Source organism: Polynucleobacter sp. UK-Mo-2m-Kol15 (assembly GCF_018881505.1).
Classification (GTDB): Bacteria; Pseudomonadota; Gammaproteobacteria; order Burkholderiales; family Burkholderiaceae; genus Polynucleobacter.
On sequence record NZ_JACVQC010000001.1, the window covers coordinates 1,120,912 to 1,143,335 of the forward strand.

Annotated in this window: 24 protein-coding genes; 18 read left to right on the forward strand and 6 right to left on the reverse strand. The window is 46.1% G+C overall.

The genetic code is table 11. The annotated features are described in order from the left end of the window. Positions 1 to 18: 18 nt before the first annotated feature. The 7 genes from queE (at position 19) to ICN43_RS11165 (ending at position 3,941) form a co-directional block, all read left to right on the forward strand. Entirely contained in the window at positions 19 to 672 is a 654-nt protein-coding gene (queE, locus tag ICN43_RS05850) for a 7-carboxy-7-deazaguanine synthase (protein ID WP_216197737.1), read from the forward strand. A gap of 41 nt (positions 673 to 713) precedes the next feature. After that, positions 714 to 1,178, forward strand: a complete 465-nt coding sequence (gene queD / locus ICN43_RS05855) for a 6-carboxytetrahydropterin synthase QueD (protein ID WP_216197739.1) — start codon at positions 714 to 716, stop codon at positions 1,176 to 1,178. Positions 1,179 to 1,186: 8 nt separating this feature from the next. Then, the gene (gene tadA, locus ICN43_RS05860) at positions 1,187 to 1,642 is read left to right on the forward strand and encodes a tRNA adenosine(34) deaminase TadA (protein WP_216197741.1); all 456 of its coding nucleotides are present in this window, start codon (positions 1,187 to 1,189) and stop codon (positions 1,640 to 1,642) included. Continuing rightward, entirely contained in the window at positions 1,639 to 2,583 is a 945-nt protein-coding gene (locus ICN43_RS05865) for an LD-carboxypeptidase (protein WP_216197743.1), read from the forward strand. Before tadA ends, ICN43_RS05865 begins: the two co-directional genes overlap by 4 nt. Before the next feature lie 72 nt (positions 2,584 to 2,655). Beyond that, positions 2,656 to 3,225, forward strand: coding sequence for a heme-binding protein (locus ICN43_RS05870; protein WP_216197745.1), 570 nt, complete (start codon positions 2,656 to 2,658; stop codon positions 3,223 to 3,225). Positions 3,226 to 3,306: 81 nt separating this feature from the next. Then, complete coding sequence (locus ICN43_RS05875; RefSeq protein WP_216197747.1) at positions 3,307 to 3,711, forward strand: BLUF domain-containing protein; 405 nt, start codon at positions 3,307 to 3,309, stop codon at positions 3,709 to 3,711. A 98-nt stretch (positions 3,712 to 3,809) separates the two neighbouring features. Then, a complete protein-coding gene (locus ICN43_RS11165) occupies positions 3,810 to 3,941 on the forward strand; it encodes a hypothetical protein (protein WP_255533436.1) in 132 nt (43 codons plus the stop codon). A 158-nt stretch (positions 3,942 to 4,099) separates the two neighbouring features. Here the strand turns inward: ICN43_RS11165 and ICN43_RS05880 are convergent, their stop codons facing one another. From ICN43_RS05880 to ICN43_RS05900, 5 genes are read right to left on the reverse strand one after another with little or no spacing between them, the layout of a single operon-like run. Continuing rightward, positions 4,100 to 4,966, reverse strand: coding sequence for a 23S rRNA (adenine(2030)-N(6))-methyltransferase RlmJ (locus tag ICN43_RS05880; protein ID WP_216197748.1), 867 nt, complete (start codon positions 4,964 to 4,966; stop codon positions 4,100 to 4,102). 2 nt (positions 4,967 to 4,968) lie between these two features. After that, a complete protein-coding gene (locus ICN43_RS05885; RefSeq protein WP_216197750.1) occupies positions 4,969 to 5,766 on the reverse strand; it encodes a phosphatase PAP2 family protein in 798 nt (265 codons plus the stop codon). Between the two features lie 5 nt (positions 5,767 to 5,771). Then, the gene (locus ICN43_RS05890) at positions 5,772 to 7,031 is read right to left on the reverse strand and encodes a glycosyltransferase family 9 protein (RefSeq protein ID WP_216197752.1); all 1,260 of its coding nucleotides are present in this window, start codon (positions 7,029 to 7,031) and stop codon (positions 5,772 to 5,774) included. 18 nt (positions 7,032 to 7,049) lie between these two features. Continuing rightward, positions 7,050 to 8,093 (reverse strand): lysylphosphatidylglycerol synthase transmembrane domain-containing protein, encoded by a 1,044-nt coding sequence (locus tag ICN43_RS05895; RefSeq protein ID WP_216197754.1) that lies wholly within the window; start codon positions 8,091 to 8,093, stop codon positions 7,050 to 7,052. A gap of 48 nt (positions 8,094 to 8,141) precedes the next feature. Beyond that, on the reverse strand, positions 8,142 to 9,638 hold the full coding sequence (locus ICN43_RS05900; protein ID WP_216197756.1) for a glycosyltransferase family 39 protein: 1,497 nt from the start codon (positions 9,636 to 9,638) through the stop codon (positions 8,142 to 8,144). A gap of 77 nt (positions 9,639 to 9,715) precedes the next feature. Here ICN43_RS05900 and ICN43_RS05905 point away from each other — a divergent pair, with 77 nt between their 5' ends. Further along, entirely contained in the window at positions 9,716 to 10,492 is a 777-nt protein-coding gene (locus ICN43_RS05905; RefSeq protein ID WP_255533437.1) for a DUF3047 domain-containing protein, read from the forward strand. On the opposite strand, the gene ICN43_RS05910 is transcribed toward ICN43_RS05905, so the two are convergent. Then, positions 10,485 to 12,782 carry a cation-translocating P-type ATPase gene (locus ICN43_RS05910; RefSeq protein WP_216197758.1) on the reverse strand — a complete coding sequence of 766 codons (2,298 nt, stop codon included), beginning with the start codon at positions 12,780 to 12,782 and terminating at the stop codon, positions 10,485 to 10,487. The two genes, ICN43_RS05905 and ICN43_RS05910, sit on opposite strands and share 8 nt — an antisense overlap. A 75-nt stretch (positions 12,783 to 12,857) precedes the next feature. On the opposite strand from ICN43_RS05910, the gene ICN43_RS05915 reads away from it, so the two are divergent. From ICN43_RS05915 to ICN43_RS05960, 10 genes are all read left to right on the forward strand, one after another. Then, on the forward strand, positions 12,858 to 13,052 hold the full coding sequence (locus tag ICN43_RS05915) for a heavy-metal-associated domain-containing protein (RefSeq protein WP_216197760.1): 195 nt from the start codon (positions 12,858 to 12,860) through the stop codon (positions 13,050 to 13,052). A gap of 131 nt (positions 13,053 to 13,183) precedes the next feature. Beyond that, positions 13,184 to 14,272, forward strand: a complete 1,089-nt coding sequence (apbC, locus tag ICN43_RS05920) for an iron-sulfur cluster carrier protein ApbC (RefSeq protein ID WP_216197762.1) — start codon at positions 13,184 to 13,186, stop codon at positions 14,270 to 14,272. A 6-nt stretch (positions 14,273 to 14,278) separates the two neighbouring features. Next, complete coding sequence (locus ICN43_RS05925) at positions 14,279 to 14,818, forward strand: DUF3305 domain-containing protein (protein WP_216197764.1); 540 nt, start codon at positions 14,279 to 14,281, stop codon at positions 14,816 to 14,818. Then, positions 14,818 to 15,378: a DUF3306 domain-containing protein gene (locus tag ICN43_RS05930; protein WP_216197766.1), complete on the forward strand. Its 561-nt coding sequence runs from the start codon at positions 14,818 to 14,820 to the stop codon at positions 15,376 to 15,378. Before ICN43_RS05925 ends, ICN43_RS05930 begins: the two co-directional genes overlap by 1 nt. 10 nt (positions 15,379 to 15,388) lie before the next feature. Next, entirely contained in the window at positions 15,389 to 17,479 is a 2,091-nt protein-coding gene (locus tag ICN43_RS05935) for a 4Fe-4S binding protein (RefSeq protein WP_216197768.1), read from the forward strand. Continuing rightward, the gene (locus tag ICN43_RS05940) at positions 17,476 to 18,120 is read left to right on the forward strand and encodes a molecular chaperone (RefSeq protein ID WP_216197770.1); all 645 of its coding nucleotides are present in this window, start codon (positions 17,476 to 17,478) and stop codon (positions 18,118 to 18,120) included. The genes ICN43_RS05935 and ICN43_RS05940 overlap by 4 nt, the downstream gene beginning before the upstream one ends. A 115-nt stretch (positions 18,121 to 18,235) precedes the next feature. After that, positions 18,236 to 18,457, forward strand: a complete 222-nt coding sequence (locus ICN43_RS05945) for a formate dehydrogenase (protein WP_216197772.1) — start codon at positions 18,236 to 18,238, stop codon at positions 18,455 to 18,457. A 62-nt stretch (positions 18,458 to 18,519) separates the two neighbouring features. After that, positions 18,520 to 21,504, forward strand: a complete 2,985-nt coding sequence (locus ICN43_RS05950) for a formate dehydrogenase subunit alpha (RefSeq protein ID WP_216197773.1) — start codon at positions 18,520 to 18,522, stop codon at positions 21,502 to 21,504. Between the two features lie 27 nt (positions 21,505 to 21,531). Further along, positions 21,532 to 22,191, forward strand: a complete 660-nt coding sequence (fdh3B, locus tag ICN43_RS05955; protein WP_216197775.1) for a formate dehydrogenase FDH3 subunit beta — start codon at positions 21,532 to 21,534, stop codon at positions 22,189 to 22,191. Next, positions 22,188 to 22,424, forward strand: coding sequence for a hypothetical protein (locus ICN43_RS05960; RefSeq protein ID WP_216197776.1), 237 nt, complete (start codon positions 22,188 to 22,190; stop codon positions 22,422 to 22,424). The genes fdh3B and ICN43_RS05960 overlap by 4 nt, the downstream gene beginning before the upstream one ends.

Here is a 22,424-nt window from a genome sequence, read left to right on the forward strand (position 1 = left end):
TAAAATCAGCAGATAGTTATGTATACCGTTAAAGAACTCTTTCCAACCCTTCAGGGTGAGGGCGCCCACACTGGTCGTGCAGCTGTATTTTGTCGTTTTTCCGGCTGTAACCTGTGGAGCGGCCGCGAAGAGGATCGAGCAACAGCAGTTTGCCAATTTTGCGACACCGACTTTGTTGGTAGTGATGGTGCCGGTGGGGGGAAGTTTGAGACACCCTCTCTATTGGCAGATACCATAGAAGAGGTCTGGAGAAGCACTTCAGCTGGACCGCAGCAACGTTATGTTGTCTTTACTGGTGGCGAGCCATTATTGCAACTGGATACTGCATTAATAGATGCCTTGCATGCCAAGGGTTTTGTTATTGCGATTGAGACGAATGGAACAATAAAGGTGCCCCAGGGAGTTGATTGGGTATGCGTCAGCCCCAAGGCCGGGTCTGAACTCATTGTGTTGCAGGCTGATGAGATTAAGTTAGTAATACCTCAAGCTGGACATACCTCTATCGAAACCTTATTAGCTCGATTTGAGAAGATGGATTATCGCAATCGTTTCTTGCAGGCAATGGATGGTCCAAACCTTCAAGAAAACCTAGCTCTAGCAGTTGGCCTATGTCAAAAGCGGCCTTTATGGCGTTTGAGCGTTCAGACTCATAAAATCATCGGTATTCGATAATAGTTCCATCAAGCGATATTTCAGTATTTAGAAAAGTAATCATGACCACCAAGCACGAAGCCATCTCTATTACCCGTCGACTTGAGTTTGACTCAGGTCATCGGATTCCTAATCATGATGGACAGTGCCGCCACCTTCATGGTCATCGCTATGCGATTGAGGTTACACTCACCGGCGTAATTGCAGATCATCCTGGTAAGCCGGATGATGGCATGGTCTTGGATTTTGGCGACATTAAGCGCCTCACTAATCAATATGTTGTGGAGCCATGGGATCATGCGTTTCTCGTGGCTAAAGAGGATGCTGGATTGGTAGAGTATTTAAACTCCATCCCCAATCACAAGACAGTAGTGTTGGAGCATGTACCTACTGTAGAAAACTTAGCTAGTGCAGCCTTTAGAGTGCTGCAGCCTGTTTTTGAAAAAGCCTTTGATGGCCGACTCAAGTTGGAATCTATTCGTCTTTATGAAACTCCCAATTGTTGGGCTGACGTTTCTCATTCGTAAGAAATAATATGCAAGCAGAGCTTGATCGCCAATTTATGCAGCAAGCTTTGGATCAAGCCAAACTCGCTGCTTCCGCTGGTGAGGTGCCTGTTGGGGCTGTATTGGTTAGAGATGGTCAAGTGATTTCAACTGGTTTTAATCAGCCGATTAGCAATAGCGATCCTAGCGCCCATGCCGAGATGATGGCGATACGGGCTGCAGCACATGATGAATCAAACTACCGCCTACCTGGCACAACTCTCTATGTGACTCTCGAGCCCTGCACAATGTGTGCTGGAGCGATGCTCCATGCTAGGGTTGAGCGGGTTGTATTTGGCGCAACCGACCCTAAGACGGGCGCTGCAGGAAGTGTGCTCAATGTATTCTTAGAGAAGCAAATTAATCACCAGACTCAAGTTGAAGGTGGCATTATGGGCGAAGAGTGCGGGCAAATATTGCGTGATTTTTTTAAGGAGCGGCGTTGAAGCAAATTCATTTGATTGCTCCTTCGGGGGCTAGCTTAGATAATCGCAGTCCATTGGCTGGAATTGAGTGGCTCAAGAAGCAAGGTATTGAGATTCTGAATTCAGATTGCGTGGGCCGAGTTGAGCAACGTTTTGCTGGCTCAGATGCAGAGCGTGTGGCTGAAATTAATCAACTCACTAAGCTTCCTCCCGATATTGTTGTTGTAGCCATGCGTGGTGGCTATGGATTACATCGCTTGCTCCCAAATATTCAATGGCCTGAAATTGCAGAGGCTGTTAAAGGCGGTTTGCAGATTTGTGGGCATAGTGATTTCACAGTGTTTCAGTTGGGCTTATTGGCTAAAACTGGTGCAGTCACTCTGGCTGGGCCTATGCTCAATTTTGATTTTGCTTCTCAAGGTGAACAGGGTGATGGCGTTAATCCCAACGCCTTTATGTGGGCGTATTTTCAGAAAGCAATTGAAGAGCGTCAATTGGATTGCACTATTGAGGCTACGCAACCCTACCTAAGAGATCCCGCTGTAGGACAAGTCTCAGGCATGCTCTGGGGTGGTAATTTAACGGTTTTGGCTGGATTAATTGGTACGCCGTATTTACCTAGTAAGCAACAAACTAAAGGCGGGATTCTATTTTTAGAGGATGTGAATGAACACCCTTATCGAATTGAGCGCATGCTGATGCAATTATTGGATGCCGGTATATTAGAAAATCAAAGCGTGATTCTGTTAGGCGGATTCTCAGCCTATCGTCTTTATGACAATGATCGTGGTTACACAATTGAAAGTGCTATCGAGGCTATTAGTCAGCGCCTACCTAAGAATATTCCGGTATTAACAGGCTTACCATTTGGGCATCAAGCCGAGAAACTCACTTTGCCGGTAGGTGCGCAAGCCCACATTCAATATGATGCAACGGGGTTTACTATTCGGTCTCAGTGGTAGCCCCTTCACATTAAGGATTTCCTTGTGCGAGTTTTAGCATTTCTAATTAGCTTATTGATTGCGAGTACTGCAATGGCAACCGAAGAACCTAAATTTTCTATGATTGAAAAATCAGAGTCTTTTGAGCTTCGCAACTATGCACCCCAATTAATTGCTGAGGTCAAGGTGGAGGGTGATTTAGATGCAGCCTCTAACCAAGGATTTCGCTTAATCGCTGCTTTTATCTTTGGGCAGAATCAAGTTAGCGAAAAAATTTCAATGACTACCCCAGTGGGAATAGAGGCAACGCAAAGCACTAAGATTGCAATGACTGTCCCCGTAGGTATTGAGGCTAGCAAAGGCTCAAGTAATGAATGGATATTCTCATTTGTCATGCCTGCTGAATATACCTTGGCGACGCTCCCAAAACCTATGAATCCTTTGGTTAGCATACGAGAGTTGCCGGCACAAAAGCGCGCAGCAATCACCTTTTCTGGTTTTTATAACGAGGATAAAGTTAATGAAAAAACCAAGGCCTTAGAGGAGTGGATTAAGAGTAAGCAATGGCAGGCAATTGGCGCCCCTCAATTTGCACGCTATAACCCCCCGTGGTCACTGCCCTTCATGCGCCGAAATGAAATTTTGATAACAGTTCGGGATTGATCGAAGGTACAAATCTTTCTGGCATTTGCTTTAGGGTATATGCCTACAGAAACTATCATTATTCCTCCATAGTATGGAGAAATGTGGAAACTCATTGAATTAACTTATGTAAGTGAACCAGCACAGGGCATGTCCTTTTTGGGACTAATGCGACTCCTTTACCACTCCTATTTAAGAAACCTCCGTTTAGAAATCACTGGCGCCTTAATTTTCGAGAATAATCAATTTGGTCAAGTCATTGAAGGCCCTGAGGATGTTATTGAGTTGATGTGGGAAAAAATTCAACAAGATAATCGGCATAAAAACATTCGATTGATTGAGCGGAAACAAATTAGCTCCAGAAGTTTTCAAAAGTGGACGATGGTTTTTCAGGGCGATAAAGAATTATTCAAGGGTTTACCTGAAGTTAGTGGAGCGATTGAAGAGGTTGATTTTCCAGTTGACCACCCCCTCTTGCTTGCCTTAAGGGGTGAGGGTAAAAACTGAATTAGCAAGCAGCCCCTAGGGTGGTTGATCTAGGTACCATGCACCCTTAAGTCAAATGCATTAATATTGATGCATTATTTAAATATATAGGCATGAAAATGAATCAAAAGCGCGCAACCCTGCTACGTGACAAAACAAGAAGTATCTATCTGACAGGCATCCTGATCTTTACCGGCATTTTCACAACCATCTCTGCTTGCGTTTGGTTTGTGTCCGCACTCAATTTTTGAGTTTGTAAGGCGCCCCTCTTAAACGGGGTTTTGGTATTACGTTCCTTGAATTGTAATTTAGCTAGTTACGAATACAGCCCCTTGTGAGCTATGGTCCTTGCCCCTTTATGCGTCGCAATGAGGTGATGATTTAAAAGTTCAACCTTAATTTCTGAACTCTAGGCCTCAAAACTCTTTAATACAAACCCGGCACCACCATCTTGACCTAGTGCCCTCACAAGAATAGGCATGCTTTCGGCCAATTGCTTTTCTAGTGTCCATGGCGGGTTAATAATGAACATACCACTGGCCTGAAGACGACGATCTTTAGGTGCATTCTCTACCCTTAGCTCAACTTGTAACCAAGAGCGCTTGTGGGTTGTTGCAATCTTTTTTATATGATCCGGTAGAGAAGCAGATTCTCTTCTGGAGAGGCATGGATACCAGATGGCAAAACAGCCAGTAGCAAAGCGGTGTAGTGCTTCCTCTATTGTATTTTCGAGATAACGATAATCTTGCTTATCCTCATAAGAAGGATCAATTAAAACAAGTCCACGTCTGCTGGGAGGTGGCATCAAGCCCTTCAGTCTGGTAAAGCTATCCTCTGCGTAAACATCAATTTGCTTTGTTTGCTTGAGTTGGTTGATATTGTGGCGCAGGATATCAATCTCTTTGGGGTGTAGTTCAAAGAGTTTAAGACGATCATGTGACCTTAGTAAGCGCGCCAAGATAAATGGGGAGCCAGGATAGATTGTGATCTCGTCAGCAGTATTTTCGGAGTGAATACACGCAAGATAGTTCTCAATACCAGGACTTACAGAATTATTTTTTGCAAATTGAGCTAGGCGATAAATACCTTGATCCGCCTCTTTGCTGACAGTTGCAAAGCCATCAATCAGACTATAGATGCCAGCACCAGCATGGGTATCAACAATGGTTAGGGCGCCCGGTTTTTCTTGGAGGTATTCAAGCAGATGAATCATGACAAGATGCTTGAGAATATCCGCATGACTACCCGCATGAAAAGCATGGCGGTAACTAAACATCTTTATATTGCCTTGGTTTTTTGCGCATGAATAAACAATGTGAGAGTGATACTAATTAAGGCTACACAAGCATATTGCAAAGACTGATTCAATTCGGAGTCTAGGGTTTGGGTGAGCAGGACATAAATAGTCGCTAACCCGCCCAGCGCAAGCAAGCGAGGCCCGATCTTACTGGGCGTCAACTGTGTTTCTGAAATTAATCTAGATAATCCAGCTCCAAGCATCCCCGACCATAATCCAACGGCACAACCTGCTAAAACATCGGTTAGCCAGTGGGCGCCCAGTGCATTTCGAGAGATGCCAGCAAAGGCGGCAATGATGAAGATCCACCACAAAGAAGCTCTTTTATCGCGATCGCAAGCAAAGTAAATTCCAGAGACAACTGCAAAAGCAGTGATCGTATGGCCAGATGGCATCGCCTTATGTAACAGGGGCTCACCTATGCGATAGAAGTCCTCTATGGCCAATACTCCAGCAGGGCGAGGGAGCGCTAAAAAGGGTTTGACGATTTGACTGCATGCGCCACCAATGAGAGATGCGAACAGTCCAGCACAGAGTAATCGCGGCGCTAGAAGTAGGAGTGGAAAGCATAATGCATAGACGCCCCAGCCATTGCCAATGAAAGTAAACCAAGTCCATAGGGTGTCAGGCAGAATCTGTGTATGGCGATTGATGAATAAGAATGTTGGTGTTTGTAGTTCACCAAAATAAAGTGCGATAGCTAAACTCAGCGGCAGAAGTGGAATGCACCAAACCCAAATTGATGCAATTGCAAAAACGGATTTGCGCTGCTCAGTCATACGAATTAACGTGCCCGCTCTTGATCGGCTTCATTTAATTGATGCGTCATCTTTTCTAGTACCTGAGCAACCGTGATGGCTTGCATACAGACATTGTCATGACACGGTGTTTTACGATGATTGGCTGCACTAACGCAGGGTGAACATGCCAGATTGGCGGTAATTGCAATTGATTTACCAATAGAGCCATACAGTGCTGGCGTTTCTGGTCCGAAGAGGACGACTGTTCGCAATGGAGTAACGGCGGAGAAGTGGCCAGGCCCAGAGTCGTTAGTCACCATCACGTCAGAGAGGGTGTAAAGCGGTGGTAATTCCGCAAAACTCACTTGACCTGCAAAATTCAAGGCATTTTTAACATTAGCAACAGCGCGTACTTTTTCAACGTATTCAAATTCAGCAGGGGATCCAGTGATCAAAATCAGATCATCTGGGTAGCGTTGATTTAATTCCTGAATGAGTTCTGAGAAGCGCTGCTGTGCCCAACGTCTTTGCGGTAATAAATCACTGGCATTGGGGTTCACCAAAATCAGACGTTGCTGACCTTGCTTAAACGCTATACCAAAAGTCGCGCTAAGTTTCTCTATGCGCTCGCTAACTTTGCTTAATACCGTTGGATCAATTACTGCTTGCTCTAAACGAACTTCAGAATCCGCAATCTGAATTTTGCTAAATGGTACCTCTGTTTGTTTAGCAAATGCCGCATGAATTAAGGATAGAAAATTCTTCGTAATGTGGATGTGCGGGTTGTAATGGACTTTGCGAGTCAGCATATAGCCACGCCACAATCCCTCGCCATGAAAAATGTGATAACCCACGCGACGGCGTGCGCCGCATAGACCAGTGAGCAGTGCCGTAAATCGAGAGAACAGCTCTAGATCAATAACAGTATCGATACGATGCTTGCGCGCCACTAGTAAAAATTTGAGCGTGTCTTTAATTAAGCCACCCAAACTCGAGGAGTCAATTGTAAAAATATTTTCAGGCTTGACGGTATTTAATAAAGTGAGGCTAGCGCGATTACTTTTGAAGATTAGGAAAAATAATTCAGCGCCACGAGCTTGCGCATTGCGCATAGCTGGATCAACCAGAATCGCACTCCCCATCTCCGATAACTCAATGAAAAGTAATTTGCGTGGTTCATCCGGACTAGAGCTAAAGATATTCTTGAAGCCATCAATTAGGGCGACTATCGGGCTTGCTACTGCGCAAAGCGGTACACCAACCCAATGGTCGATAGCACGCATGGTGTTGACGCTAATACTCATAGAGGGACTTTAAAAAAATTATTTCCGTTTTAATAAAAAGTAAGCACCAGGCAATACCGATAAGACGGTAATGGCGCCATAACTAATGGATGCTAGTACCGTCATGGATGGACTTACTCCCCATAATGCCAATACAGAAGAGAGTGTAGCTTCGCGCAATCCCCAGCCAGAGATGCTAATGGGTAGCATCAAGAGGAGACTGAGTGCTGGCAAGCCAATCATAAGCGCCTCAATAGGAGCATCAACTCCATACGCTTTTAAGCAAAAAAGGAGCGTCAAGATAGTGAAAGCATGAATACCAATTGCAAATGCCGCTTGAGCCACATTCATGGGCCAAGAAAAAGCGAGCTTAATGCCAGGTAAAGCTTGGTTCATTTTGACGCGGTCCAATAACTTCTGCAAAAGATTGCAGCTAGGACCCCAGGCCAAAATTGCAGCAATCACTAAGCCTGCAAGAATCATGATGCCGGTGATTGCATAACCTAAATCTGTTCCCCAGGCAGCTAGCGTTGCGCCTCCAAGAATGAGGCCAATCCCACCTAGTAAATTATTTCCTGCTAAACCAAGTAAGCGATCAACAAGAACCATAGAAAAGCTCAATCTTAGCTTTGGGGTTGCATGCGCCAAATCAACGGAGTGATGCAGTTCTTCATCAAGCTCTTTTTCTTCGATTAGCTTCCCACTGCTATTTAAATGTGTCGCTGTAATTGCTCGATAACTGTCGCCACCAAGGGTGCTTGGCAACCCTTGATTAATGAGCCCGCCTGCAAGATAGAGTGCTACGAAGTCAGTAAGACTGCCCTGAAACCCAACTTTGCGCATCAGAAAACCCCAGCGCAGTCCACCGCAAATAAATGCTGATAGCATCATCAGGGCGGCAGCCAAAAACCACCAAGGCTGCATCTGGATATCAGATTCTAAAAGGGCGTACCAATCAATTCCGCTAGTAGCTTTCCAGAGGAGTGCGACGGATAACAAAATACGGATCGTGGGCCAGGCCCGTTTGAGGATTGCTTTCCACCCGGATGTGGCTTTTGGGGTGGTTTGGGGTTGTGAACTCATAGGCGTAAGGATAATGCCTACGGCTCCTAAGGTCTTGAATTTGGGGAATTAAGGTGCCGCACTTGCAGCCTGCCAATTGCGGCAGAGGCTGAAGTCAAACTTGGATAAAACCCTCCCAAATTGGACGATTTCTAAGCTATCCAAGGGGTCACAGACTTCAAAAGCGAGATTACTGCCCACAGGAGGCTTAAAGGCCATGCCTGACCAATTAATGAGCAGGACGCTGCCGCCAGCTGGTAATTGCCCAGACCAAAGGTCAAATTGATCTTGCCTCTGATCTAGAATGAAAGTCGGCAAGGGGCTTGCATACCAGGCCGCTCTACTGCCCAGCGTCCAGTTTTGAACTGCTATAGCGTTAACTTTATTAGTCTGTGCTAATTGAGCGGCTTTTTGGCCAGCCAATTTCCATCCATACAGGTCGGCAATTGGATTTGATTTTACGGCTGAGCTACTAATACCTCCCGCCAAAACAAAGCCAAAACCAAGTAAGCAAATAAGTATCTGTCCAATCAGCAAAATGCGAATCGCCAAGCGACGATGCATGGCCCACGCCTTAGCCAGGCCGATACCTGCAAATGGTGCGAGACAAAACCAAGCCGGTGTAGTCCAGTGCGGTAGGCTACCGCCTCCAGAAAGTGAGGCAAAAATCATGAAGGGGATCAAGAAGAAGCTGAGCAAGGCAATGAGAATCATCTTCTGCGAGTGGAGGCAATGCTTAAGGAATATATAAACACCGAAGAGCAGTAGTGGTCCAAAACACGCAATTTGAATACCTGTAAAGGCAGCAACTCTGCGCCATGCCCAAGTCCCGCCGCTACCGTGGGCGATTTGATATTTGAAGGAGATCCAATCATGGATCCAGTTCCAGTACAGCACTGGACTAATGACAATGAGAGCAATGACTACTGCGAACCAGAAGCCTACCTTAGTAATCCAAGCTTTTTTGGGTGAAGCTAAAAATACCGCAAGCAAGGCAAAGGCGGTAAATGCAGCGGTGTACTTACTCAGACCTGCCAAACCAAGCAGTAATCCACTGATAACCCAGTCTGCAATCGTGAAGTGATCCTTTCGAGTCCATCTTAAAGCCATCAACATCAAGCTCAAACTGAGGGGGGTAAGTAGGGTGTCTGGCAGAAGACCAATTGCCAATACATGGGGTAATGGAGCTGCAATGATTGCTAGGACAGCCATGAGACCACAAAGATTTGCCGCAGGGAGGGTGGTGGTTAAGTAGCCTGAATTACGCCCCAGTATCAAGCGATGAATCTCTAGCGTCACTCGATACACTAAGAAGGCAGAAATGATCCACAACAATTCTGGAATTAAACGAATGATCCCCTCGGATGAGGTCAATGCAACTAGCGGCCACTGAATCCAACCTACCAGTGGTGGATGATCAAAGTAACTCCAAGCAAGATGTTTTGCATATAAAGCGTAATGCGCCTCGTCTACGGAAAACTCAACCAGAAAGCCGAGAGCAAAATGCACCACTGCAGCAATACAGACGCTGATAACAGCCCAGCTTGAGGGAGATTGATGGCGCATATCATGATTTTAGACTTAGAGACTCATTCTTTGGGACAATTCAAATGATGTGTATAAAAAAATGCTTTCGATCCCTCTTGCTATTGACTGCTATAGCCATCTCTTTGGCTGGCTGCGCAGGCTTGACTGGTAATTCTGTCGAGAATGAGGCAGGCCAAGCATTTAATGCAGACCAGTTGCCCCCTCAGGAGGATTTACCAAAATTTTCTGCCGAGAAGCCAAAAAATGGAATGCCAGATGGTTGGCATTTCTATCGCATAGCACCTTACAAAAAGAATACGATTTATCGACTTGAGAAATACCAGGGTCGCACAGTACTAGCTGCCAACTCGAAAACATCAGCATCTGGCTTAGCAGTAAAACTTCGCCCCCGCTCAGCGCACAACTTGTGGCTCCAATGGGAGTGGAAGGCAGTAGGTGCAATACCTCAGGCGGACAATGCACAAAGCCAGTATGACGATGCCCCACTCCGAATCTTGGTGGCTTTTGATGGCAACAAATCAAAGCTACCACTAAAAGAAAAGCTGACTTTTGAGATGGCTAGCCTAATTAGTGGTCAAGAGATGCCTTACGCCACAGTAATGTATGTATGGTCAGGCAAGAATTCAGTGAATACGGTTTTGAATAATGCCCACACTTCTCGCGTGAAGATGATTGTGGTTGACTCTGGTTGGGATGGCTTGGGCGAATGGCGCAAGCACGAACGCGATCTAGTGGCTGACTATAAATTAGCCTATGGAGAGGTGCCAGGCAATGTTATCGGTATTGCCCTTCTGACTGATACTGACAATACGAAATCAGAAACGCGTGCCCTTTACGGTGATATTGAGTTGGTTCGTAAAAATCCTAAATAAGCTTTGAATGCCCAGGTTGCCAACGCTTTAAGAGTAGAGCATTAGTTAGTACACAAAAGCTAGATAGCGCCATCGCGCTTCCAGCTAGCATGGGTGATAAATAACCCAAAGCTGCCATCGGTATACCAATCGTATTAAATGCAAATGCCCAAAATAAATTCTGACGAATCTTGTCCCAAGTTTTTTTAGAGATATCAATTGCATCTGCCACTAGAGTGGGATCACCCCGCATTAAAGTAATTCCGGCAGCCTGCATTGCCACATCAGTCCCAGTAGACATCGCCATTCCTACATCTGCTATTGCCAATGCTGGCGCATCATTTACACCATCACCAATCATGGCTACAAAGTGTTTAGTGCCAGTACTTGTAATTTGTAGTTTGTGAATAATCTCCGCTTTATTGCCAGGCATAATTTCAGCAAATACTTCATCAATGCCGATGCTTTTTCCTACCCGGTTAGCAGCAGCTAAATTATCACCAGAGAGCATCACTATTCGAATATGTAATGCATGCAATGCATCAACTGCTAACTTTGCATTGGGTTTAAGCTCATCTCCAAAAGCAATCACGGCGATTGGCTTTGGTGCTTGACTACCTTCTTTACCTAAGTCCATCAAGACGGAAACAGTTTGACCTCGCTCAAAACAAGCCTGAGCTTTTTGCAAAATAAGATTGTGCTGAGTGCCTTCTTCTAGAGAGGCAATGCTCTGTAAGCGAAGTGTTTGACCTGTCAAAGGACCATTACTTGGAGTGCCTTCAATGCCAATACCAGGAAGACCTCTGCTTGATGAAGTGGTAAATGGTGTAATACCTTTTATTTTGGCAGCATCAAGCAAGGCTTTAGCCAAAGGATGCTCGCTTCCTAATTGCAAACCTGCAGCAGTAGCAAGGATTTGATCAACATCAATGAGCCAATGATCAAAAGGGAGGAGGGCAAGCATACGTGGTTTGCCGACGGTTAATGTACCAGTCTTATCAAAGGCAACAATATTGAGTTTGTGGGCTAACTCCAATACTTGTGGATCCTTAATCAGAATACCAAAGCGCGCCGCAACGCCAGTGCCAGCCATGATGGCGGCTGGAGTAGCTAAGCCTAGTGCGCAAGGGCAGGCGATCACTAGAACTGAAACGGCACGTAAAATAGCAACGGAGATCGAATCTAAATAAAGCCAGTTACCGATACCTGTAATGAGTGCAAGAATAATCACTGTAGGTACGAAGATCGCACTCACCTGATCTACTAATTTTTGAATTGGTGCTTTTTGAGTTTGCGCCTCTTCTACTAAGTTAATTATTTGCGAGAGCACGCTTTCAATGCCAACGGCTTGCGCCATCACGACAAGAACACCCTCACCATTTAAAGCGCCACCGATTACCTTGAGGCCAAGTGTCTTTTTAACGGGCTCGCTTTCACCAGTCAGAAGGGACTCGTCAACGTGGCTAGCACCCAAAAGAATGACGCCATCAACTGGGATACGTTCACCCGGTAGCACCAAAACGCGATCTCCAGGCAGCACTTGATCTAAAGGTAAGTTGCGGTATTGATCTGCGCCCACACCTACATTGCCCTGCAGCTCAAGATCGGCGTTTAACACTTTTGCCTGTTCGGGCCAGAGTTTTTGTAGGGTGCGAATCGCTTCGCTAGTTTGTTGCTTGGCGCGGGCTTCTAGCCATTTGCCTAACAAGACCATGCAAATAATGACTGCCGAGCCCTCAAAGTACAGTTCATGGGCATGACTTGAGGTAACTAAGATATAGAGGCTTAGCCCATAGGCAGCGCTTGTTCCTAGAGAAACCAGCAAGTCCATATTGCCGGCACCTGCCATTAAGGACTTATAGCCCGCCTTGTAGAAGCGCCATCCCAAAATAAATTGCACGGGCGTTGCTAAAGCCAACTGCCACCAACCCGATAAAGACCAATGAATGCCAAATGGCATGAAGAACATGGGTAAGAATAGGGGGGCTGAAAGCAAGAAGCTGAGGATGACGCGGCCTAAGCCATCTGCAGCCCAAAAGGATTTCTCTACCTTCCGATCTAGATTGCCTCCAATCGAGCCCTCTTTAGCCTCATAGCCTGTCTTTTGGACTAAGGCGATGATTTCATCTAGGTTGGATGCACCTTTTTGTACTCGCACCCTTGCCTGCTCTGTGGCTAAATTGACGCTTGCTGCTTCTACCCCGGGAATCTTATTCAAGGCTTTTTCTACCCGGCTGACACATGATGCGCAGGTCATTCCGCTTATATCTAGCGTAAAAAACTGAGAATTACTGGCTTCTTCGGGGCTCATGTAGAAGATAATCTACCGTAAGGTGAAAAAATACCATCAACAATTGTATTTTGACCGTTTTTTTAAGGAGTGGCTATGTTCACACTAAAGGTTTCAGGGATGACTTGTGGCGGCTGCATTAATGCAGTCACTCGGGCTGTTCAGGCCCAAGACCCCTGGGCTCAAGTTCAGGCAGACTTGACGACTCAGCTAGTCACACTTGAGACAACACTCACGCCGCAATTGGCTGCGGGGCTCATAACAGATGCTGGGTTTCCAGTTTCACAATAGCCCTAAATTTGGCTTTAGCAATTTTTTGCATGTGCGGTTAATCTACGCACTATTTGATTTTTCATCAAAAGACTTAATAAAAGAGGTTGAGCGAGTATTCAAGAGCTTACTCATCTTAATAGGAGAAGGTTGTGTCGCTTACTGTAGAGGCTGTGCAAGCAGCATTAAAGGGTCTGATTGATCCAAACACCCAAATTGATTTTGTAACATCAAAGAGTGTTAAAAATTTACGCGTTGATGGCGGTGACGTTAGCTTAGAGATCGTTTTGGGCTACCCAGCAAAAAGTCAGTTTGATGCAATTCGTAAATCCGTTATTGCAGTGCTCCGCGAATTACCAGAAGTGAAGAACGTGAGCGTCAATGTCAGTAGCCAAATCGTTGCGCATTCTGTTCAGCGTGGAGTCAAGCTATTACCTAATGTAAAAAATATTATTGCGGTTGCTAGCGGCAAAGGCGGAGTTGGAAAGTCTACTACCGCAGTGAATCTAGCTTTGGCTTTAGCTGCTGAAGGCGCACAAGTTGGCGTTTTGGATGCAGATATCTATGGCCCCAGCCAACCGATGATGCTGGGCATTACCGGAAGGCCCACATCTGTTGAAGAAAACACGATGGAGCCCATGGAAGGTCATGGTATTCAGGCGAGCTCAATTGGTTTCTTGATTGATGATGATGCACCTATGGTGTGGCGTGGCCCAATGGTGACCTCTGCCTTGGAGCAATTACTGCGTCAAACCCGTTGGCGTGATTTGGATTACCTGATTGTAGATATGCCTCCTGGCACTGGTGATATTCAACTAACACTTGCTCAAAAGGTGCCCGTTACAGGTGCGGTGATTGTGACTACTCCGCAAGACATTGCCTTGCTTGATGCGCGTAAGGGCTTGAAGATGTTTGAGAAGGTTGGGGTGCCGATTGTGGGCATCATCGAAAATATGAGTACCTATGTTTGCCCTAGTTGCGGCCATGAGGAGCATGTGTTCGGCACCGGTGGTGGTCAGAAGATGTGCCAAGAATATGGCGTCGACTTTTTGGGCTCTTTACCTCTCAATTTATCTATTCGTGAGCAGGCTGACGCAGGACGCCCAACCGTGGTGGCTGATCCTGATGGTGCGATCAGTGCAATTTATAAGACGATTGCAAGACAAGTCGCCATCAAGGTTGCTGCGCTCTCGAAAGATATGAGCAGTAAATTTCCTAACATCGTGGTTCAGAACACCTAAGGCCTTATGCGTTTTGCTGTTCTCATACGTAAGCAGTTTGTGGATAACCCCTGGATTTCCTATCGGTGGGCGCCTCAAGAGGTCTTGCCAGATTATGGGCAATTTAGTAATTCACTGAGTGAAGAGAGTGGAATCACTGGGCAGTTTCTGGGGCTCGATGATGGGGGTGAATCCTGGTTATTTACTGGTTACGAACTCAATCTCTTTCCGGATGAATGTGAAGGTTACTATCTCAACCTGTCTGCCCCTCAACCCTGCTGGTTCATAATGTGGCGCCCAGAGGATGATATTGAGCGCTATGTGGATGCCCAGTCTATTGAGATGGCAAAGGCTGAGGCTACGATTGCTGTTCCTCATCGGATTAGTGTGAGTTACAACGAGGCAGGGCGCTTGTTAGATGGTGGTGAATTAGTAGATAACATCCCTTTATCCCCAGAGCACGCTTCTTGGCTACAAGAGTTTGTGAATGAACATTACCGCCCAGAACCTAAGAAGCGTCATCGCCCTGAATCTTTTAAGGGCGCCAATCGTGGTGCCGAAGATTAATGGCTGGCAGCTTTCTAAATCGTTGGTCACGGCTCAAGTCTGGGGAGCAAGTCGAGCCTGAGAAAAAGGCACTTGATCAATCTAAACAAGAATTAATAACTCCCTCTGAGCTCAAGCAGGAATCGGATGATGCTAAAGAAACACTACCTTCTGCCACTTTAGAGGATGTGGAGAAGATAGATCGCTTTGCACCTGACTTCTCTGCCTTTATGAAGCCGGATGTAGATCCTGCAGTTCAGCAGGCAGCTATGAAGAAAATGTTTTCAGACCCCCATTTCAATGTGATGGATGGTCTAGACATCTATATTGATGACTACTCTAAGCCAGATCCCATTCCCATGGAAATGCTCAAACGCATGGTGCAATCTGACATGCTAAATATTTTCAGCAAAGATAGTGATGAGAAAAGCCCAAGCACGCAAACCGCTGTCAATAAAGCTCCCGAGGCAGAGGAGCGGGCTTTACCCCTAGCTTCACAGACTGATTTAATATCCACACAAGCACCTATTCAGGAAGTGGGCAATAAAGACCCATTACCCGTAGACAAGAAAACCAGTTAAGAAGAAACCAATGAGTCAAAAATTAGTCTGCAATTGCAACGGAACCATGCCTTTGGATGGTAAGGCTTTGGGTCTCACTGTGCATAATTCCTTATGCAGACAGGAAATTGGTTCAGTCATTAAAGCATTCGATGGCAGCGACTCGATTGTGATCGCATGCACCCAGGAGAGTGCTTTATTTAGTGAATTAGCCGAACAATCATCAAAACCTTTGGTGGCACCATTACGCTTCATCAATATTCGTGAGTTAGCTGGTTGGACGCAAGAAGCTAAAGCCTCTACACCGAAGATCGCTGCACTACTCGCCTTAGCAGATTTACCCGAGGCAGAACCTGTTCCTGTTGTCAATTATGAGAGCCAAGGTCGACTATTGATTGTGGGTGCTGGCGATCAAGCTTTCCCTTGGGCTGAAAAACTCAGTGACTCTCTTGATGTCTCAGTTCTATGCACAGAGCCAGGCGCATTGCCAATTGCAAGAAACTTTCCCATCTATACCGGTGAAATAACAAAGTTAGATGGGTATTTGGGGCAATTTTCTGTTGACTGGAATTTGCAAAATCCAATTGATCCAGAGATGTGTACGCGCTGCGGCGCCTGTGTTGAGGTTTGCCCGGAAAGTGCAATTGATGATTCGTTTCAGATTGATTTAGATAAATGTAAATCGCATCGAGCATGCATTACGGCTTGCGCTGGTATCGGTGCGATTAATTTTGATCGAGTAGAGCGCCAGCGTAATGCTGAGTTTGATTTGATTATGGATTTGCGTGCCGATCCCAAAATGCGTATGAGTCAGACTCCGCAAGGCTACTTTGCTCCTGGAAAAGATCCACTTGAGCAAGCATTGGCAGCAAATCAATTATTAGGTTTAGTTGGTGAATTTGAAAAGCCTAAATACTTTGCCTATACAGAAAAGATTTGCGCTCACGGCCGCAATGGCAAAGTGGGCTGCAGTGCTTGTATCGATGTGTGTTCTACCGGCGCAATCTCATCTTTGTTTAAAAGCGGGCAGGGCACTGTAGAGGTTAATCCCAATTTATGTATGGGTTGCGGAGCCTGCTCGACCGTATGTCCATCGGGCGCGATGCGCTACAACTATCCAAGTGTGGCCCATCAAGGCAGGGAGATTAAAACTCTTGCTAATATCTTTGCTGCTGAGAGCGCAAAGGTTAAACAAACGCAAGCACCTGCTTTGCTACTGCACAATCTGAAGGTCGGCACCCTAGCTTTAGATTCTCTCGGACGCTTAGCTCACTTAAGACCAAATCAGTTTGAAGGATTACCATCCTTTGTCTTGCCTTATGGAGTTGAACATATTGCCTCGACTGGCTTAGATTTATGGCTAGGCGCACTGAGCTATGGTTTTGGTGAGGTCATTCTTCTACTCACGGGCGATGAGGATCCTGCTTACCTAGCTGCACTAGAAACGCAAAGCGATTTGGGTAATGCGATTTTGGCCGCCTATGGATTCGATGCCAGATTCTCCCTAATTCAACTCAACTCTGTTGAAGATCTCCAGCTTGCATCGGCTGCAATGGGTAAGCTTCGTCAGCGTGGTTTTTTGTCAGCAATATGCACGCCTGCAAGCTTTGGTTTGAGCAACCAAAAGCGCGAAACCATTGAAATGGCTTTAGAGCATTTACAAAAGCAAGCAAAGACACCGCTTCCTGCTGGTGGGATTGCTTTGCCCAAGTCCTCTCTCTTGGGTGGCCTGAATATCAATCAAGATACTTGCACACTCTGTATGTCTTGCGTGGGCAGTTGTCCCGAGGGCGCTTTGTTAGATAACTTAGACGAGCCTAAGCTTTCCTTTATTGAAAAGCAGTGTGTTCAATGTGGCATCTGCGTCACAACTTGTCCCGAACAAGCTTTGTCTCTAGCTCCTCGTTTACAGACAGTGGAAGAGCGTAGGCAAAAAATAGAGCTTAACGAGACTAAGCCATTCCATTGCATTAGCTGTGGCAAGGTCTTTGGAACAGCAAAGATGGTGGATTTGATGCTGCTGAAGTTAGGCGCCCATGGTGCCTTTGCAGGGGCAGCGCTTGATAGGTTAAAGATGTGCGGCGACTGCCGTGTTGTGGATATGGCGAAGAAAGAATTATGAGTGAGCAGATAAAAGAGGGCACCTCTACTGAGGTTGGTGATGTCGGTTTGCCAGAGGATTTGGCTAGGGCCGATCTATATGGCTTGATTGCTAGATTCTTTCATCAGCCGCCAGATCAGGAATTATTAGATCAAATAGCCGCCTCTATCCCAGATGGGGAGGAGGCGAAGCCTGAGGATGCTCCATTAGCTAAGGTTTGGCATAGCGTCGTCGAGGTTGCCAAACATAATCCTGCAACATCTTGGCGTGAGGAGTTTGATCGTAACTTTATTAGCGTGGGTCGTCCCAATGTGATTCTGAACGGCTCTTTTTATATGGCAGGTCATCTGAATGAAAAGCCGCTTGTCGAGATTCGACGTGCTTTAGAGGTTTATGGCTTGGAGTCGGCTGAAGAGGTCACTGAGACTGAAGATCATCTCTCAGCGCTCTGTGAGGTTATGCGCTATCTCATAGCAGGTGACGATGTAGAGGTCTCCAACCTTACTAATCAGCGCACTTTTTTTAATGACCATATTCGTCCCTGGTATGACGAACTCTGTAATGCCATAGAAGATATTGCTGATATGCATCTCTACCATCCAGTAGCCGCTTTAACGAGAGAATTTCTGGCGATAGAGGGGCAGAGTTTCGACATGATTTAATGTTGCATTGCACAAGAGGGAAATCCCTATAAAAATAAAAATTCTAAATATGCAAAAAATACATTTACCAATTACACTCAATACATATCAAATTTGCACTAAACAGGAGCATTAGATGAACACCAAATCTACAGCCGTAGCAAACGAAGAAAATAAGCCTGCACGGAGAAAGTTTTTCATCGGAGCTGGTGCCACTGTTGGCGCAGTTGCCGTTGCCTCGCAAACTTCTATTGGTAAGGCAGTCATTCAAGAAATCGGCAGTACAGTTCAGGGCAAAGATGACGGTTATCAGTTATCTGCCCACATTCGTAAGTACTACGAAACCACCATGCTTTGAATTCAGTTTTTAGCGAAGTCGTTTCCAAATAATTAAATAAAAATATTTTTCAGGGACAACATATGAGTCTGACTCGTAAATCCAATACCCCACAGAGCGGTCGCTCTACACCTGCATCCCGCCTCATCGGTAGCTTGTCACGTGGACTTCAATCCGCTGTGCCGACGATGGATCGTCGTACCTTCCTCAAGCGCTCAGGAGTTGGCGTTGGTGCTGGTATCGCGGCAAGCCAGTTGAGCTTAGTGCAAAAAGCGGTTGCTGAGCCAAGCAAAGCGATGCTGGACGGCAAGGGCAAGATTGAGGTGAAGAGAACGATTTGTACCCACTGCTCCGTAGGTTGCGCAACTGACGCGACTGTTGAGAACGGTGTTTGGGTTCGTCAAGATTCTGCATTTGATTCCCCAATTAACTTGGGCGCTTACTGCGCTAAGGGTGCATCTTTGCGCGAGCATGGTCACGGCGATTTCCGTTTGCGTTACCCAATGAAGTTGGTTGACGGCAAATATCAACGTATTTCTTGGGATCAGGCTTTGACTGAAATTTCTGCGCAGATGAAAGATTTGCGTACCAAGTACAGCCCAGATTCACTCTTCTTTATTGGTTCTTCAAAGCACAATAACGAACAAGCTTATTTATTGCGTAAGTGGGTTTCTTTCTTCGGAACCAACAATACAGACCATCAAGCTCGAATTTGTCACTCCACGACAGTTGCCGGTGTGGCAAACACTTGGGGTTATGGTGCTATGACCAATAGCTACAACGACATGATGAATTCCAAGGCAGCGTTATACATTGGTTCTAATGCTGCTGAAGCACATCCAGTGTCTATGCTCAGCTTATTGCATGCAAAAGAAAATGGTTGCAAGGTTATCGTAGTTGACCCACGCTATACCCGGACTGCTGCTAAATCTGATCAGTATGTTCGCATTCGTTCGGGTACTGATATTCCATTCTTGTTCGGTGTTCTGTATCACATCTTCAACAATGGTTGGGAAGATAAGAAATACATCAATGACCGTGTTTACGGTATGGACGAGATCCGCAAAGAAGTGATGGAAAAGTGGACTCCAAAGAATGTCGAAGAGGCTTGTGGTGTTCCAGAAGCGCAGATGTACAAAGTTGCTGAGACAATGGCAAAGAACCGTCCAAGCACTTTGGTCTGGTGTATGGGTCAAACACAACACACCATTGGTAACGCTATGGTGCGCGCTTCTTGCATCCTCCAATTAGCCCTTGGTAATATCGGTAAGTCCGGTGGCGGTGCTAACATTTTCCGTGGTCACGATAACGTTCAAGGCGCAACTGACGTTGGTCCTAACCCTGATTCATTACCTGGCTACTATGGTCTTGCAGCGGGTTCATGGAAACATTACGCAACTGTATGGGGCGTTGACTACGAGTGGATCAAAGGTCGCTACGCTCCTGACATGATGGAGAAGTCCGGTACTACGGTTTCTCGTTGGGTTGATGCGGTGCTCGAGAAGAATGACATGATTGATCAACAAACCAATGTAAAAGGTTTGTTCTTCTGGGGTCATGCACCAAATTCACAAACTCGCGGCTTGGACATGAAGCGCGCGATGGATAAGTTGGATTTATTGGTTGTGGTTGATCCATACCCAAGTGCGACTGCCGCAATGGCAGCAATGCCGCCTGCTGAAGGCCAGTCTGTAAATAAAAATCGTAATGTGTACTTATTGCCAGCTACAACTCAGTTTGAGACAACGGGCTCATGCACCGCTTCGAACCGATCATTACAGTGGCGCGAGAAAGTGATTGATCCATTATTTGAGTCTGTGCCAGACCATGTGATCATGCAGGCATTAGCTGATCGCCTTGGCTTTGGTCAAGAGCTATCAAAGAATTACAAGATGCTGAACTCGAAGTTTGCGGGTAAGCAGTGGAAAGAGCCGCAGATTGAAGACATCCTGCGGGAAATCAATCGATCTGTTTGGACTATTGGTTACACAGGTCAAACTCCTGAGCGTTTAAAAGCGCACATGAGAATGGCTGGCGTATTTGATCCGAAAACATTGAAGTCACGTGGTGGTGTTGATCCGGTAACTGGTTACGACACAACAGGTGATTACTATGGTTTGCCTTGGCCTTGTTACGGCACTGCCGCTATCAAGCATCCTGGTTCACCAAACCTCTATGACACCAGCAAGAGCGTCATGGAAGGTGGTGGTAATTTCCGCGCAAACTTTGGTGTGGAAAGAGACGGCAAGAATTTATTGGCTGAAGATGGTTCCTTCTCTAAGGGCTCAGCGATCACTACGGGTTACCCAGAATTTGATCATGTACTCGTGAAAAAACTCGGTTGGTGGAATCAGTTGACTGAAGGTGAGCAAAAAGCAGCAGACGGTAAAAACTGGAAAACTGACTTATCAGGCGGCATCCAACGTGTTGTCATGAAGAATGGCTGCCATCCATTTGGTAATGCTAAGGCACGTGCAGTAGTGTGGAACTTCCCAGATGCGATTCCGGTCCATCGCGAGGCTCTCTACAGCACCAACGAGCCAATGATGCGTAAGTACCCAACATCTGCAGATAAGAAGAATTTCTGGCGCTTACCAACACTGTTCAAAACAGTTCAAGATCAGAACTTGAAGGAGAAGCTCTACGAGAAGTTCCCAATTGTTCTGACCTCTGGTCGTTTAGTTGAGTACGAGGGTGGAGGGGATGAAACACGTTCCAACCCGTGGTTGGCAGAGTTGCAACAAGAGAACTTTGTGGAGATCAATCCGAAGGCCGCTCAAGCTCGTGGTATTAAGAATTGGGACTATGTATGGGTCAAGTCACCAACAGGTGCCAAGATCAAGGTGCGCGCAATGGTTACTGAGCGGGTTGACCAAGATACAGCATTTGTCCCATTCCACTTTGCTGGTTGGTGGCAGGGTAACGACTTGCGTAAATATTACCCAGAGGGCGCTGCCCCGGTAGTTTTAGGTGAGGCTGTGAATACTGCAACCACCTATGGCTACGATCAGGTAACGATGATGCAAGAAACTAAAACCACTATGTGCCAAATCGAAAAATTTGCCTAAGTTAAAAAATAAAGTCAGGAGAACACCATGGCAAGAATGAAATTTATTTGCGATACAGAGCGATGCATTGAATGCAACGGCTGTGTCACTGCTTGTAAGAACGATAACGAAGTACCTTGGGGCATTACCCGTCGCCGTGTTGTTACGGTTAACGATGGCATTGTTGGTAAAGAAAAGTCTATTTCAGTTGCATGTATGCACTGTTCCGATGCGCCATGTATGGCCGTCTGCCCAGTAGATTGTTTCTACCGTACTGATGAAGGTGTGGTCTTGCATGACAAAGATATCTGTATTGGTTGCGGTTACTGCTCTTTTGCTTGCCCATTTGGCGCACCTCAGTTCTTAAGCCAAGGTGCCTTTGGTTCACGCAGCAAGATGGACAAGTGTACTTTCTGTAGTGGTGGCCCAGAAGCCAATGGTAGCGTTGCTGAGTTTGAGAAATATGGTCGTAACCGTTTAGCAGAAGGTAAGTTGCCTTTATGTGCTGAGATGTGTTCGACTAAAGCATTGATTGGTGGAGATGACGAAGTAATTTCTTCTATCTACGCTAAACGTGTCTCAATTCGTGAGGCGAATGGTAGATACCCGAGTAACGATATCTTTGGTTGGTCAACTGCTTATGGTCCTTCAGGATCGCCTGCGCCAAAGCCAACGCCTGCTAACAAAATTCCAGGAGCGAAATCATGAAATTGAATTTCAAAATTCTCGCCATTGGTTTGGCAGCAGGCACGCTTTTATCCGCTTGCTCCGAACCGCCTGAAGTTGCAGCTTATGCAGCCAAGCGTCCGGATGTCGCACCATACATGGGTGCTGATAATGGGTTTATGACCAAAGGGTGGACTCCCGGCGATCAAGCAAGTTGGACGGAAGCGATTAACAAGCGCAATCAGAAGCAATCTGAGTATTCACGCGCTAAGTGA

What these genes read in the sequence shown, in the direction of transcription:
- queE (WP_216197737.1), top strand. Translation starts at nt 19, where the DNA reads ATGTATACCGTTAAAGAACTCTTTCCAACCCTTCAGGGTGAGGGCGCC.
- queD (WP_216197739.1), top strand. Translation starts at nt 714, where the DNA reads ATGACCACCAAGCACGAAGCCATCTCTATTACCCGTCGACTTGAGTTT.
- tadA (WP_216197741.1), top strand. Translation starts at nt 1,187, where the DNA reads ATGCAAGCAGAGCTTGATCGCCAATTTATGCAGCAAGCTTTGGATCAA.
- ICN43_RS05870 (WP_216197745.1), top strand. Translation starts at nt 2,656, where the DNA reads ATGGCAACCGAAGAACCTAAATTTTCTATGATTGAAAAATCAGAGTCT.
- ICN43_RS05875 (WP_216197747.1), top strand. Translation starts at nt 3,307, where the DNA reads ATGTGGAAACTCATTGAATTAACTTATGTAAGTGAACCAGCACAGGGC.
- ICN43_RS11165 (WP_255533436.1), top strand. Translation starts at nt 3,810, where the DNA reads ATGAATCAAAAGCGCGCAACCCTGCTACGTGACAAAACAAGAAGTATC.
- ICN43_RS05880 (WP_216197748.1), bottom strand. Translation starts at nt 4,966, where the DNA reads ATGTTTAGTTACCGCCATGCTTTTCATGCGGGTAGTCATGCGGATATT.
- ICN43_RS05885 (WP_216197750.1), bottom strand. Translation starts at nt 5,766, where the DNA reads ATGACTGAGCAGCGCAAATCCGTTTTTGCAATTGCATCAATTTGGGTT.
- ICN43_RS05890 (WP_216197752.1), bottom strand. Translation starts at nt 7,031, where the DNA reads ATGAGTATTAGCGTCAACACCATGCGTGCTATCGACCATTGGGTTGGT.
- ICN43_RS05895 (WP_216197754.1), bottom strand. Translation starts at nt 8,093, where the DNA reads ATGAGTTCACAACCCCAAACCACCCCAAAAGCCACATCCGGGTGGAAA.
- ICN43_RS05900 (WP_216197756.1), bottom strand. Translation starts at nt 9,638, where the DNA reads ATGCGCCATCAATCTCCCTCAAGCTGGGCTGTTATCAGCGTCTGTATT.
- ICN43_RS05910 (WP_216197758.1), bottom strand. Translation starts at nt 12,782, where the DNA reads ATGAGCCCCGAAGAAGCCAGTAATTCTCAGTTTTTTACGCTAGATATA.
- ICN43_RS05915 (WP_216197760.1), top strand. Translation starts at nt 12,858, where the DNA reads ATGTTCACACTAAAGGTTTCAGGGATGACTTGTGGCGGCTGCATTAAT.
- ICN43_RS05925 (WP_216197764.1), top strand. Translation starts at nt 14,279, where the DNA reads ATGCGTTTTGCTGTTCTCATACGTAAGCAGTTTGTGGATAACCCCTGG.
- ICN43_RS05930 (WP_216197766.1), top strand. Translation starts at nt 14,818, where the DNA reads ATGGCTGGCAGCTTTCTAAATCGTTGGTCACGGCTCAAGTCTGGGGAG.
- ICN43_RS05935 (WP_216197768.1), top strand. Translation starts at nt 15,389, where the DNA reads ATGAGTCAAAAATTAGTCTGCAATTGCAACGGAACCATGCCTTTGGAT.
- ICN43_RS05940 (WP_216197770.1), top strand. Translation starts at nt 17,476, where the DNA reads ATGAGTGAGCAGATAAAAGAGGGCACCTCTACTGAGGTTGGTGATGTC.
- ICN43_RS05945 (WP_216197772.1), top strand. Translation starts at nt 18,236, where the DNA reads ATGAACACCAAATCTACAGCCGTAGCAAACGAAGAAAATAAGCCTGCA.
- ICN43_RS05950 (WP_216197773.1), top strand. Translation starts at nt 18,520, where the DNA reads ATGAGTCTGACTCGTAAATCCAATACCCCACAGAGCGGTCGCTCTACA.
- fdh3B (WP_216197775.1), top strand. Translation starts at nt 21,532, where the DNA reads ATGGCAAGAATGAAATTTATTTGCGATACAGAGCGATGCATTGAATGC.
- ICN43_RS05960 (WP_216197776.1), top strand. Translation starts at nt 22,188, where the DNA reads ATGAAATTGAATTTCAAAATTCTCGCCATTGGTTTGGCAGCAGGCACG.